Source organism: Geothermobacter hydrogeniphilus, from assembly GCF_002093115.1.
Taxonomy (GTDB): Bacteria; Desulfobacterota; Desulfuromonadia; order Desulfuromonadales; family Geothermobacteraceae; genus Geothermobacter_A; species Geothermobacter_A hydrogeniphilus.
In genome coordinates this window covers 218,849-231,882 of record NZ_NAAD01000002.1, presented here as the reverse complement: position 1 = coordinate 231,882, position 13,034 = coordinate 218,849, and the positions used below count along the sequence as shown (strand labels likewise).

Here is a 13,034-nt window from a genome sequence, read left to right as displayed (position 1 = left end):
AAGAATTTGGAGGAGACCGATGGAAATCATTCTTACCGAAAATGTTGATGGTCTCGGCAATATTGGTGATCTGGTCAAGGTGAAACCCGGGTATGGTCGTAATTACCTTGTCCCCCAGGGGATGGCCGTCATCGCCAACAGCCGTAACATCAAGGAGTTTGAGCACCAGAAGCGCCAGGCCGAGCGTAAATTCCAACGCGTTGTCCAGGCTGCCGAGGTTCTCAAGGGCAAGATCGAAGCGAACCGCATCGAGGTTGCCCACAAGGCCGGCGAAGAAGGCAAGCTTTACGGTGCCGTCACCGGCATGGAGATCGAGGCCAAACTGGCCGAGAAGGGCATTGAACTGGATCGGAAGAAAATCCAGCTTGATGAACCGATCAAGCAGCTGGGCGATTTTGAAATCGCCGTCAAGCTCGATGCCGGTGTCACCGCCACCATCAAGCTGACTGTTGTTGCCGAGTCTGAAGGTGAATAACCATCCTGCCGGCCGGGGGTTCTTCCCCGGCCGGTATTGATCCCGGGGGTCGGATGACCGACAGCATTCATCGCCTGCCGCCCCAGAGCCTGGAAGCGGAAATGTCGATTCTCGGCGGGATTCTGCTTGAGAACAAGGCTCTCAACAAGGCGCTTGAGTTGCTCTCCGCCGATGATTTCTACAAGGAAAGTCATCGCAAGATTTTCACCGCCCTGGTGAACCTCTCCGAAAAAGGTGAACCCGCCGATCTTGTCACCCTGACGGCCGAGCTTGACCGCAGAAGTGAACTCGATGCCGTCGGCGGCAATGCCTATCTGGCGGCCCTGGTCGATTATGTTCCGACCGCCGCCAATATTTCCTATTACTGCAAACTGGTGAAAGAAAAGGCGATTTCCCGCCGGTTGATCAGCACCGCCACCGAGATCGCTACGCGGGGGTATGAGGGCGGGGATGTCGAACAGGCTCTCGACTGGGCTGAGAAATCAATCTTCGAGATCACCGGGATGAAGACCCAGCAATCCTATTTCTCGGCCAAGGAAATTCTCAAGGATACCTTCAAGGCGATTGAGAAGCTCTATGACCGCAAGGAGATGGTTACCGGGGTTCCCACCGGGTTTACCGACCTGGATGAAAAGACCGCCGGCCTGCAGGGCGGCGACCTGATCATTCTCGCCGGGCGGCCGTCGATGGGTAAGACCGCCTTCTGTCTCAACATCGTCGAGAACGCCGCCGTGCATCATAAGGAACCGGTGCCGACTGTGGTCTTCTCCCTCGAAATGGGCAAGGAACAGCTGGTTCAGCGTATGCTCTGCTCGTTGTCGCGGGTTGATGCCAGCCGCCTGCGAACCGGCAATCTCGGTGAATCGGACTGGCCGAAGTTGACTACCGGTGCCGGTCTGTTGGCGGAGGCGCCGGTCTATATCGATGATACTCCGGCGATTTCAGTTCTTGAACTGCGCGCCAAGGCCCGGCGTCTGAAGGCTGAACGCGGACTCGGGTTGATTGTGGTCGACTACCTGCAGTTGATGCAGGGCTCCAATCAGGAAAGCCGTCAACAGGAAATTTCTGAAATTTCCCGCTCCCTCAAGGCCCTGGCCAAGGAACTCGATGTGCCGGTGATGGCCTTGTCGCAGCTTAACCGTTCACTGGAAAATCGTACCGACAAACGGCCGATCATGGCCGACCTGCGTGAGTCGGGTGCCATTGAGCAGGATGCTGACGTGATCATGTTCGTCTATCGCGAGGCGGTCTATTGCGAGGAGTGTCGCAACAAGGACAAGACCTGCGACAAGGGGCATGATATGGACGCCGAAATCATTATCGGCAAGCAGCGTAACGGTCCGATCGGCACCGTCAACCTGACTTTCCGCGGGATGTACACCCGTTTTGAAAACCAGGCTCGCCGTGATGACGGATTCTGATCGATGCCGGCGGCATCGAGCGGCATGTTTTCAGGTGGAGGATGGTCTTTTCATCCGGCTGAAGGCATCTGTTCAGACCCGGCAGTAGAAACAACGCCTGAAGCCCGAATAACTCTCTTCCCGTTCGATTTCCCATTCTGACCATTCGATTGCCGGAAAGAAGGTATCGCCCTGCGGCTGTCCTTCAATCCAGCTGAGAACCATTTTCCCGCAGCGCGGCAGTGCCTGTCGGTACAGTTGCGCGCCACCGACGATGAAAACAGGTCTCGGCAGGGTTGCGGCCAGTTGCAGCGCGGTCTGCAGAGAGCTGCAGATCGTGCGCCCCGGGGCCGTTTGCAGATGCCGACTGACGACAAGGTTGATCCGGCCGGGCAGGGGGGCGGGCAGGGATGTAAAGGTTTTTCGGCCCATGATCAGGGTCCCGCCCATGGTCAGCTGCCGAAACAGCTGCAGTTCGGCGGGCAGCCGCCAGGGCATCTCCCCTCGTCGGCCGATAACCCCGTCGTCAGTCATGGCCGCCACCAGGGTCAGGGCGGGAGTCCTGCCGTCTGTGGTCGATTTCGCGGACTGACCGACAACGCTCTTTTTATTTGTGTTCATTGACTTTGTCATAAAGTCGGTTACAAATTAGTTAAAGCTCACTATGGTGTCAGGTGACCCCGGCAGGAGGTGGGAAATGATGATCCCTGTTGTTTATCTCGATGGCCGCCATGATTTTGTCAAACCGGCCATTCTCGACCAACTGTTGGAAAAGGCCGCCATCAGTCGTTTTCGGCGTGCCGAAGGCTGGGTCGATGTCGCGACCGGCCCGTTGCGCGGTCGTCGCCGCGTTTATTCCTTCCCCGAAAGACGGGCCGCTCTCCGCAACACAACCGGACTGCAGTAGGCGCCGGGTCGATATCGCATCACTGTTGCGCCGGGCCGGGATTGTTCAATCCCTGCTGATGTTGATACCGAGGGTCTTGATCTTTTTGCGCAGAGTGTTTCGGTTGATCCCCAGGATTTCCGCAGTGCGTACCTGGTTGCCGCGGGTTTTCCCAAGCACAATCTGAATCAGGGGACGTTCCATCTGGTGCAGCACCATTTCGTAGAGGTTGTCCAGTTCATTGACATCCATCTGGGCCAGTGAGGCGCTGAGCTTGTTGTGAACCAGTGCCTCCAGTGAATTGTCATTCTCCTGCCTGCTGATTTCGTTGCCGAGACTGACGAAATCGGCGGGGGTGAGGAACTGGTCGGGAGACAGCAGGGCGGCGCGCTGGATGGTGTTTTCCAACTCCCGGACATTGCCCGGCCAGGCGTGTTTCTGCAACAGGTTCAGGGCTTCGTCGCTGATGCCCCGGGTGGAGACGTGCAGGTCATCCCGGGCTTTCTGCAGGAAATACCGGGCTAATAACGGAATGTCCTCGCGGCGTTCGCGCAACGGTGGAAGTTCAAGCGGCATCACGTTGAGGCGGTAAAAGAGGTCTTCACGAAATTCCTTGTCGGCAACCTTGCGTTTCAGATCCTGGTTGGTGGCGGCGACAATGCGCACATTGACCTGGAGGGTCTGGCTGCCGCCGGTGCGGGTGAGCTCCTTTTCCTGCAGAACCCTGAGCAGTTTGGCCTGAAGGTCGAGGGACATGTCGCCGATTTCGTCGAGAAACAGGGTCCCGCCGTCAGCTTGTTCAAACTTGCCGGCCTTGCGCTCGGTGGCCCCGGTAAAGGCCCCTTTTTCGTGGCCGAACAGTTCGCTTTCAAGCAGGTCCCGGGGGATGGCGGCACAGTTGATGGCAAGAAAAGGTTTTCCCAGCCGGGGACTGTTGAAGTGGATGGCGCGGGCGACGAGTTCCTTGCCGGTTCCTGATTCGCCGGTGATCAGTACGGTGATATCCGAGGGGGCGATGCGACCCAGTTGCTTGTAGACCTCCTGCATCGGCTGGCTGTTGCCGATGATATTGCGTTCAAACTGGTAATGCTCTTTCAATTCATCCTTGAGCAGGGTGACCTGGTCACTGATGGCGGTTGCCTTGCCGGCCTTGAGGATGATGGCATCCAGCTCATCGAGATCAAAGGGTTTGGTCAGGTAGTCGTAGGCTCCGCGTTTCATCGCCTCGACGGCATTCTTCATCGAGGATTCGGCGGTCATGATGATGACCAGCATCTCCGGTCTCTCCTGCTGAAACAGATCGAGCAGTTCCAGGCCGGTCGGTTTCGGCATTTTGATGTCAAGGATGGCCAGGTCATATTGGTTGCGACGAAACAGTTGCAGGGCTTCATCCCCATCGGCGGCAAGGTCAACTTTGTGCCCTTGTTTCCCAAGTGCTTTCGACAGCACCCAGCGGATAGAGTCTTCGTCGTCGGCGACCAGAATTCTACGGATGGACATGGGTACGAACCCCTCCTGAAAAAGGCATCTGCTGCAACTCAGCTGCGCCTGCGGATAAAGGGCAGGGCCACTCGTATCCGGGTTCCCTCACCGGGAGTGCTGCTGACCTTCATGAATCCCTGATGCTCGGTCACAATTTTTTGACAGATCGACAGCCCGAGCCCGCTGCCGGTTGTTTTGCTGGTAAAGAAAGGCGTGAAAACCTGTTCCAGATGTTCACGTTGTATGCCGCAGCCATTGTCGATAATGTCCACCTCGACGAAGGGGACCGGACGGGTGCCGGGTCGGGTCAGGTGGACATCACCACTGATGCGTGATCGGATTTCGATCCGCCCCTCTCGCGTCACGGCTTCGGCGGCATTCTTGATCAGGTTGAGAAACAGCCTGGTCAGCAGATTCTCGTCGCCGCTGAGCGGGGGAATGCTGGGATCGAGGGCCAGGCTGAACTCGATATCCTGCCCGCGATAGGCCTCCTTCTGAAACAGGACGATATCGTTCAGAATTCTCGTCAGGTCGACCTCTGACCATTCCGCCGGCCGCGGGTTGGCCAGGTCCATCAATTCCTCAATGATGCCGTTGACACGGTCGGCTTCGCGAACCATCACCTGGGTGTATTCGGCAACCAGGTTGTTGTCATCAAGTTCCATGGCCAGCAACTGCGCCGCCCCCTTGATGCCGCCCAGAGGGTTCTTGATCTCGTGGGCCAGACCGGCGGCCAGGGTGCCGAGCATGCTCAGGCGGTCGGCGCGATGGACGGCATCCTCGAGTTCACGGATGCGGGTCAGGTCGTGGATCAGCAGCACCACTCCCTCCTGGGCACCGGCGGCGTCGAGCAGCGGGCAGGCCGACACGCTCACCGGCAGCGGGTCTGCCATCGGTCGCAGCAGGTGGACATTCTCCGGGTCGGAGATGGCCCGTCCTTTCCGTTCGGTTTCATCGACCAGTTCCAGCAGCCGCGGCTGGCCGGCGAACAGTTTCCTGAAGGAGCGGCCGCGGGCCTGTTTCTCGGAAAGGCCGGTATAGGACTGGGCAGTCGGATTGAAGAGCGTGATCAGTCCTCCGCGGTCGACGGCGATGACCGCCCGGTCGACATTCTCCAGAATCTGGCGATAGAGCTGGGCTTCACGTGGCGGGATGATGTCCTGCATCCTGGTTCTCATTCCGGGCGAAAAAGTTTCGCATCAGGCTGCGCATCTGCTCCAGTGATGTGGCATGGTTGACAACCTGGCGAAAATGGGCGGCGTCGGCCATGCCTCTGGAGTACCAGCAGAGATGCTTGCGCATTTCAAACAACGTTTTTCCGGCACCGATATCCTCTTCCATGAAGCGGAGATGCCGTTCCGCCACCCGGAGCTTTTCGGTGGCGGACGGAGGGCGTTCGGGCTGTCCGGCCAGGCGGTCCAGGATGTTGCGGATCAGCCAGGGATTGCCGTACCCGCCGCGGCCGATCATGATGCCGTCGCAGCCGGTGGTTTGCAGCATGCGCAGGGCGTCGTCGGCGTTGAAAATGTCGCCGCTGCCGATCACCGGGATGCCGAGCGCCTGTTTCAACCGGCCGATCTGCTCCCAGTCGGCGCTGCCGGAAAAGCCTTCGGCCCGGGTGCGCGGATGCAGGGTCACCGCGTCGGCTCCGCAATCCTCGGCAATCCGTCCGATGTCCAGGTAGTTGATACTCCGGCGGTCCCAGCCGGAACGTATTTTAACCGTCAGCGGCTTGTCGGTGGCCTTGCGCAGGGCACCTATCAGCTTCGCGACCAGGTTGGGATCGCGCAACAGGGCACTTCCCGCTCCGCTGCGCACGACCTTGTTGACCGGGCATCCGAGGTTGAGGTCGATCAGGTCGCCGGCGCCTTCCAGGTGGCGGACGCTTGCGGCGAGGACGCCCGGTTCGGAACCGAAAAGCTGAATGCCCAGGGGTTTCTCCGCGGCGCAGGAGCGAACCAGTTCCAGGGTCCGTCGTCCATCGCGGATCAGGCCATTGGCGCTGACCATCTCGCTGAAAACCAGGGCCGCGCCGAATTCCTTCATGATGCGGCGATAGGGCAGATTGCTTATGCCGGCCATGGGCGCCAGCAGAACCGGATTGGCCAGCTTCAGGGACGCTATGTTGAAATTTTTATATTGCACAATTTTTACGCATTTTAGCATGAGGCCGAAAGAAAGCAAGGCCTAAACTGCTCTCTGACCGAGATCGTTTCGTCGGCGTCGTGCGGACTGGCAGGAGCCCGTATTCGTCTTTTCGGGAGCGTGGTCGGGGGGGTGAGTCCAGTGGGGAAAGACCGGATACTGTATACAAATTTTCTTGACATCTCCTCATCGGGTTGCTAAAACGATATTTGGAATTTGCCACCAGACAAGGTTTGCCGACCTGCCTGCTCCTGCAGGCTCCCTTGTCAGGGCTTTTCTTTTTGTTATGGTTATCGAACCCCTCTTTCCCGGCGATTCGCAGGGCAGAGTGAGGGGTGGCAACTCAAGGATAAAGGGGCAGTTTCGTTTGGTGGGATTTTTCCCACAGCATTCACATCTGCAAAGGAGAGAGAGTATGTCCACGTTGAAAGAAGTCCTGCGCAAGAAGATCGATGAGCATCGTCCGCGTACCGTCAAGCTGATCAAGGAATGCGGTGATGTCAGTCTCGGTGAGGTCACCATTGCCCAGGCGATCGGCGGCGCCCGCGGTGTCAAGTGCCTGGTGACCGACATTTCCTATCTTGACCCGATGGAAGGCATCCGTTTCCGTGGCAAGACCATCCCCGAGACCTTCGCCGCTCTGCCGAAGGTTCCGGGTTCCGATTATCCCTATGTCGAGGGATTCTGGTACATGCTGATGACCGGCGACGTGCCGACCATGGAGCAGACCCTCGAAGTGGTTGAGGACTGGAAGAAGCGTTCCCAGGTTCCCGAGTATGTCATCGACGTGCTGCGCGCCATGCCGCGTGACTCCCATCCGATGACCATGTTCTCCACGGCCGTGCTGGCCATGCAGCGTGACTCGATCTTCGCCAAAAACTACCGCGAAGGCAAGTTCAACAAGATGACCTGCTGGGAGGACATGTACGAGGACGCCACCAACCTGATGGCGAAACTCGCTCCGATCGCCGCTTACATCTATCGCATGAAGTACAAGGGCGACACCCATATCGATGCCGACCCGAACCTCGACATGGGCGGCAACTTCGCCCGCATGATGGGTGTTGATGCTCCGTACGATGATGTTGCGCGGATGTACTTCATCCTCCATTCCGACCATGAGTCGGGCAATGTTTCGGCGCACACCACCCATCTGGTCGCTTCGGCTCTCTCCGATGCCTACTACTCCTACAGCGCCGGACTCAACGGCCTGGCCGGCCCGCTGCACGGTCTCGCCAACCAGGAAGTCCTCGGCTGGACCCAGGACTTCATGGCCAAGCTCGGCGGCGAAGTGCCGACCAAGGAGCAGCTGGAAAAAGCCCTCTGGGACACTCTCAACAGCGGTCAGGTCATCCCCGGCTACGGTCATGCCGTGCTGCGCAAGACCGATCCGCGCTACAGCTCGCAGCGTGAGTTCTGCCTCAAGACCGAAGGTCTCAAGGACTACCCGCTGTTCAAGCTGGTCAGCATGATCTACGAAGTGGCTCCGGGTGTTCTGCAGGAGCACGGCAAGGCCAAGAACCCCTGGCCGAACGTCGATGCCCAGTCCGGCGTCATCCAGTGGTACTACGGTGTCACCGAGTACGACTTCTACACTGTCCTGTTCGGTGTCGGTCGTGCCATCGGCTGCCTCGCCAACATCACCTGGGACCGCGCTCTCGGTTACGCCATCGAGCGTCCGAAGTCGGTTACCACGGCGATGCTGGAAGACGCTGCAGGCATCAAGTAAGGTTGATATGCGCACAAAAAAGGGATGCCGCAAGGCATCCCTTTTTTTGTGTGCGCGGGGCGTCTTTTCCGCCAACTCTGCGTTGGAGTGGCAACCCCCTTGTGCGACGTAGCTGCCGCTACGCCTCCGCGGGGCTTGCCACTCCGCCTTGATCTGACGAAAAATCCCTCGCCCTTCAACGTATCGTTCAGGTATAGGCCTGAGCGTCTCTGTCACCGCAGGTCGGGGCGGTTCTTTTCCACCAACTCTGTGTTGCCGGCTTCTTCGCTTGTGCGATATAGCTGCCGCTACGCCCCCGCGCTCATTGGTGCGCGGGGCGGTTCTTTTCCGCCAACTCTGCGTTGCCGGCCTCTTTGCTTGTGCGACGTAGCTGCCGCTACGCCTCCGCGCTCATCAGCCGGCGCCTTGATTTGACGAAAAATCCCTCGCCCTTCAACGTGCTCGGGAAGCCGGTAGACAGCCGCTTTTCTCGCACTTCGTACCTCCGTCCTTGCCCCTCTCAAACCTTGCGCCTTGCACCTTGAACCTTGCACCTTGAACCTTGCACCTTGCACCTTGCACCTTGAACCTTGCACCTTGCACCTTGCGCCTTGCGCCTTGCGCCTTGCGCCTTGCGCCTTGCGCCTTGAGCCTTGAGCCTTGAGCCTTGAGCCTTGAGCCTTGCGCCTTGCCCCTTGCGCCTTGAACCTACTTCTTATCAATCCGGGTCGCGTAGATCAGCAGCTTGCGGTCGGTGTAGGATTCGACCTCTCCGGCGAAGGTTTCGATCTGGAAATAGTCGTGGATCTTGTCCGGGGCATCGATGAAGAACTGGTTGAGGCGCTTGACGCCGGCGGCATCAAGGCCGGAACGGCGGGACCACTCGGGGAAGTCGTGGGTCTTGGGAAAGATGGCGGTGTGCTTGACATCGAACAGCGCGTCGCTGACCATCTGCACCCATTCCGGTTCGGTGTAGGCGCGGACATGGGTCGGGTCGCGCATCTGTTCCATGGCCTGGTAGAATTCGGCGATTTCCGGGTCGTCCGGCAACAGCGTATCGATGATCACCATCCGCCCGACATGACGGCGCAGCACCCGGTGAAATTCCTTGAGGGCGCGGGGGACGTCGGCGAAATGGTGGGGGGCGATGCGGCAGGTCAGGGCGGTGAAGGACCCGGCCGGGAAGGGCAGGTCCTCGGCATCGGCTTCCCGAAAGGTGACATTGTCGACCCGGCCCTCCTCGCTGAGAAATTCCTGGGCCTTTTTCAGCATCTGCATGGTCAGGTCGGAAGCGACCACCGAGCGGACATGCGGGGCGAAAAACATCGCCGTGTGGCCACCGCCGCAGGCGACATCGAGCAGGGTGTCGTCGCTGCCCGGCTGCAGCAGGTTGAGGGCCGCTTCCAGGTCCGCGCCGCCGGCAAACCCCTTGTCGTGAATATAACCATCCGCGGTACGCGAAAACTGTTCCCGCACCCTGGTTTTGAAATCCTTTGCCATGACTGCTCCTGAACCTGAGTCGGTGGATGTTTGCCGGTGAGGCGCGCCGGCGACAAATGCTCCGGCACTCAGGCTGAATTTTCCACATTATAGCACTGACATGTAAAAATGCTCGGCCTAACGTTGTTCGCCGGGTGAAAAAACGTTTGCCGGGTTCCTGCAGGCGTGAGGTTTAGGAACGGGAATTGCTTTGTCTCGACTACTTGACTGTCAGCCGCTGCTGTTGTCCGCCCGCAATGCGTGGAGACGGCGGAATCCTGCCGTCCTGATGGTGGCGGCGACAGAAAGTTTTCATTCGGCGGCGGTGGTTGCCCCGGGACTCTACCAGCCAGGAGGTTTGCGTACGTGGATCAGTTGCTCCAGACCCTGAATGAGATCGGTCGTGACCTGGGCCGTGAATTTCTCTATATCCTGCCTTATCTGGCGATCGGGGTGCTGTTCGAGGCCGTGATCCGCACCATGAAATGGCATGTCAAAATCCGCCACGCGCTGACCCGCTTCGGGGCCTGGTCAATTGTCCTGGCGACCCTGCTCGGCACCATCAGTCCGTTGTGTGCCTGCGCCACCCTGCCGCTGGTGATTTCCCTGATGCTGGCCGGTCTGCCGCTGGCTCCGGCGATGGCGCTGCTGGTCACATCGCCCCTGATGAGTCCGGCGTCCTACGCGATGTTGTCGGGCATGCTCGGCATCGGTTGGGCGAACACGGTTGTGGTCTGCGCCGTGCTGCTCGGCCTGTTTGCCGGTTATGTGACCCTGCTGCTGCGCAACCATGGTTTCAGCGATGATGAGCTGTTCCGCCAGGCTTTGCCGGAGGGTAATTTTCACGACCCGGATTACCCGGTGGAAGAGTTGCGCTGTGATTGCGGCAAGCAGCTCTCGCACAAGGTCGACCGCTGCACCCACAACAAGTTTCTGGTTTTTCTCGCCAAGTTCTGGGAAGGGAGTATCAAGATCGGCAAGTTCGCCCTGCTGGGCATGCTGATCGAGGTGCTGGCCGGATTCTTCATTCCCAACGGCTGGATCGAAGGCCTGCTTGCCGGCCAGGGAATCGCCCCGATCTTCACCATCACCTTCGCCGCCCTGCCGCTGCACATGCCGCAGGTGACCGCCGCCTCGATGATCTTCGGTTATTTCCTGCCCGATCCGGGCCAGGCCATCCCCCTCGCCAGGGGGCCGGGGATCGCCATGCTGGTCGGCGGTCCGGTGACCGCTCTGCCGGTCATGGGGGTCTTCATCTCGATGTTCAGGAAACGGGTGCTGGCTCTCTACCTGGCGATCTGCATCAGCGGCACCCTGGTCCTGGCATTGAGCTGGCGGTTGCTCGGCGGTTGAGTCCTTTTCTCAACCGGTCTGTTCGGCACTTTCTTCATCCTCATCTATTCCGCTCGCGAGTTCCTGCTCCAGTTGCCGGGCCAGCTGATCCAGCGGCTGTCGGCAGAATTCCGCGTGCTGCGGCAGGGGCTGCAGGGCGTTCTGCAGCCGCCGGATTGCGGCCAGGGCGGACTGCAGGCTGCGGCGGGTGGTTGCCGCGGCCGGTTCCGCGGCCCGCGCAACCTGGTTGAATTGCCGCTGCACCGTTGGTAGACTGCGGCCCTGTTCGATGACTGCCGCGCGCAGCTGACGGTAATCGTCTTCGCCGAAGCCCGCTTCTTCATCGGCCTGCCGCAACAGGTCAACGGCCCGGTAGTCGGGGATGGTGCCGCTGTCGGCCGGCTCCTTGAGAAGTTCCGGTTCCCGCTTTTCCAGGAAGCGGTAGGCGTTGGTCAGCTTCAGGGCGGTCAGACGCTTGATGCGGATTTCCAGGCGGCAGTAGTCGTCGAAGCTGTCATAACCCCATTCGCTGTACAGCTGATGCCGGCGAACGCTCTGCAGCTGTTCGCCGAGGCTGACCCAGGATGATTTGAAATCGCGTGCCGACGCCAGGGCCCGGTAGCGGGGCGAGTCCGGCGGCAGTTGGCTCAGCAGGGTTTCGATATGCTGTTCGGCACGGGTTTTTGCTGATCTGGACATGGCTCCCTCCTCGAAAGCAGATTTATATCATGCGGCCGCGGCGGGGAAGGAAAAACTTTCGGGAGGATGGGGCATGGCCCTCAGGACATTGAAGGTTGGAGCGGAAACAGCGCGCATGCTGCAGCTCGGTCACCCCTGGGTGATCGCCGATCGTTACACCGCCGCCTGGCCCGCGTCCCTGCACCCCGGACAGCTTGCCCGGCTGCAGGCCCCGGATGGTGGACTGCTCGGGACGGCGCTGCTGGAACCCGGCGCGCGGGTGGTTGCCCGGCTGCTCGATCGGGATCTTGTCGATCCCGGAGCGGGCTGGTTTTCGCGGCGGCTGCAGGCAGCCGAACAGCTGCGGGAGAGGTTTCTCGATCTCGACCGCACCGACGCTTTCCGGCTGGTCAACGGCGAAGGGGATGGACTGCCGGGGCTGACCGTGGACCGCTACCGGGACTGGCTGGTGGTGCAGTTCTACACCCCCGCCTGGCAGCCGTATCTGAAACCGCTGCTCGCCGCCCTGGAAAAGACCTGGCGTCCGGCCGGCATCTACCTGAAGCAGCGGCCGCAGCAGACCCGCAACCTGAAACAGCAGTTCGGCAGCGAGGAGCAGCTGGTTGAACTGGTTGCCGGGAAACCGGCCCCCGAGAAGCTGACGGTGCGGGAACACGGGCTGCGATACCTGGTGCGGCTCAACGCCGGGCTGCACACCGGACTGTTTCTCGATCAGCGCGACAACCGGCGCCGTTTCGGCCGCTGGTGCCGGGACCGCAAGGTCCTCAACCTGTTCTGCTTTACCGGTGCCTTTTCGGTGGCCGCCGTCGCCGCCGGCGCGGCCGGGGTGACCAGCGTCGATGCCTCGCGGCACTATCTCGACTGGGTCCGCGACAATGCCGAACTCAACGGCCAGTCGCCGCAGCAGCATGAGCTGCTCTGCGGGGACTGCCGCAAGGTTCTGAAACGCCTCGCCCGTGAAAATCGTCTTTTTGACCTGGTCTTCGTCGACCCGCCGAGTTTTTCCACCACCCGGAAGGGAAAGTTCTCCTCGCGCGGCGGCACCGCCGAGATCATCGCCGCCCTGCTCGCGGTGCTGAAGCCGGGAGGGCTGGTGATGGCCTGTTCCAATCATCAGAAAATGGAGATTGCCGACTATCTCAAGGAACTGCGGCGGGGTGGACTGGACGCCGGGCGGAACCTGAAGGTGATCGATCAGCGCGGGCAGGGAGGGGATTTCCCCTATCCGGTCGGGTTTCCGGAGGGGCGGTATCTGAAAGTCGTCACGCTGGTCGCTGACTAGGTGTGCGGGGCGGTTCTTTTCCGCCAGCTCTGCGTTGGAGAGGCAACCCCCTTGTGCGACGTAGCTGCCGCTACGCCTCCGCGGGGCTTGCCTCTCCGCCTTGATCTGACGAAAAATCCCTCGCCCTTCAACGTATCGTTCAGGTA

At 60.1% G+C, this 13,034-nt stretch carries 12 protein-coding genes; 6 read left to right on the top strand and 6 right to left on the bottom strand.

Going from position 1 to position 13,034, the window contains the following annotated elements; all coding sequences use genetic code 11:
• Positions 1-19: 19 nt before the first annotated feature.
• Entirely contained in the window at positions 20-475 is a 456-nt protein-coding gene (gene rplI / locus B5V00_RS02940; RefSeq protein ID WP_085009261.1) for a 50S ribosomal protein L9, read from the top strand.
• Positions 476-528: 53 nt separating this feature from the next.
• The gene (gene dnaB / locus B5V00_RS02935) at positions 529-1,896 is read left to right on the top strand and encodes a replicative DNA helicase (protein ID WP_085009260.1); all 1,368 of its coding nucleotides are present in this window, start codon (positions 529-531) and stop codon (positions 1,894-1,896) included.
• A gap of 72 nt (positions 1,897-1,968) precedes the next feature.
• On the opposite strand, the gene B5V00_RS02930 is transcribed toward dnaB, so the two are convergent.
• Positions 1,969-2,496, bottom strand: coding sequence for a dihydrofolate reductase (locus B5V00_RS02930; protein ID WP_172399600.1), 528 nt, complete (start codon positions 2,494-2,496; stop codon positions 1,969-1,971).
• Positions 2,497-2,572: 76 nt separating this feature from the next.
• Here B5V00_RS02930 and B5V00_RS02925 point away from each other — a divergent pair, with 76 nt between their 5' ends.
• Positions 2,573-2,782 (top strand): GSU3473 family protein, encoded by a 210-nt coding sequence (locus B5V00_RS02925; protein ID WP_085009258.1) that lies wholly within the window; start codon positions 2,573-2,575, stop codon positions 2,780-2,782.
• 45 nt (positions 2,783-2,827) lie between these two features.
• Here the strand turns inward: B5V00_RS02925 and ntrC are convergent, their stop codons facing one another.
• Genes ntrC through dusB form a run of 3 tightly spaced genes read right to left on the bottom strand, consistent with a single transcriptional unit; the run spans position 2,828 to position 6,388 of the window.
• Positions 2,828-4,261 (bottom strand): nitrogen regulation protein NR(I), encoded by a 1,434-nt coding sequence (gene ntrC, locus B5V00_RS02920; RefSeq protein ID WP_085009257.1) that lies wholly within the window; start codon positions 4,259-4,261, stop codon positions 2,828-2,830.
• A gap of 38 nt (positions 4,262-4,299) precedes the next feature.
• Complete coding sequence (locus tag B5V00_RS02915) at positions 4,300-5,409, bottom strand: two-component system sensor histidine kinase NtrB (protein WP_139800625.1); 1,110 nt, start codon at positions 5,407-5,409, stop codon at positions 4,300-4,302.
• Positions 5,384-6,388 carry a tRNA dihydrouridine synthase DusB gene (gene dusB, locus B5V00_RS02910; protein WP_245803899.1) on the bottom strand — a complete coding sequence of 335 codons (1,005 nt, stop codon included), beginning with the start codon at positions 6,386-6,388 and terminating at the stop codon, positions 5,384-5,386. Before dusB ends, B5V00_RS02915 begins: the two co-directional genes overlap by 26 nt.
• Before the next feature lie 415 nt (positions 6,389-6,803).
• On the opposite strand from dusB, the gene B5V00_RS02905 reads away from it, so the two are divergent.
• Complete coding sequence (locus tag B5V00_RS02905; protein WP_085009256.1) at positions 6,804-8,117, top strand: citrate (Si)-synthase; 1,314 nt, start codon at positions 6,804-6,806, stop codon at positions 8,115-8,117.
• 687 nt (positions 8,118-8,804) lie between these two features.
• Here the strand turns inward: B5V00_RS02905 and B5V00_RS02895 are convergent.
• On the bottom strand, positions 8,805-9,596 hold the full coding sequence (locus B5V00_RS02895) for a class I SAM-dependent methyltransferase (protein WP_085009254.1): 792 nt from the start codon (positions 9,594-9,596) through the stop codon (positions 8,805-8,807).
• A gap of 345 nt (positions 9,597-9,941) precedes the next feature.
• Between B5V00_RS02895 and B5V00_RS02890 the strand changes: the two genes are divergently transcribed.
• Positions 9,942-10,928, top strand: coding sequence for a permease (locus tag B5V00_RS02890; RefSeq protein ID WP_172399599.1), 987 nt, complete (start codon positions 9,942-9,944; stop codon positions 10,926-10,928).
• A gap of 9 nt (positions 10,929-10,937) precedes the next feature.
• Here B5V00_RS02890 and B5V00_RS02885 read toward each other — a convergent pair whose 3' ends face one another.
• The gene (locus tag B5V00_RS02885) at positions 10,938-11,606 is read right to left on the bottom strand and encodes a hypothetical protein (RefSeq protein ID WP_085009252.1); all 669 of its coding nucleotides are present in this window, start codon (positions 11,604-11,606) and stop codon (positions 10,938-10,940) included.
• A gap of 73 nt (positions 11,607-11,679) precedes the next feature.
• Here B5V00_RS02885 and B5V00_RS02880 point away from each other — a divergent pair, with 73 nt between their 5' ends.
• Positions 11,680-12,888 (top strand): class I SAM-dependent rRNA methyltransferase, encoded by a 1,209-nt coding sequence (locus B5V00_RS02880; protein ID WP_085009251.1) that lies wholly within the window; start codon positions 11,680-11,682, stop codon positions 12,886-12,888.
• Positions 12,889-13,034 lie beyond the last annotated feature (146 nt).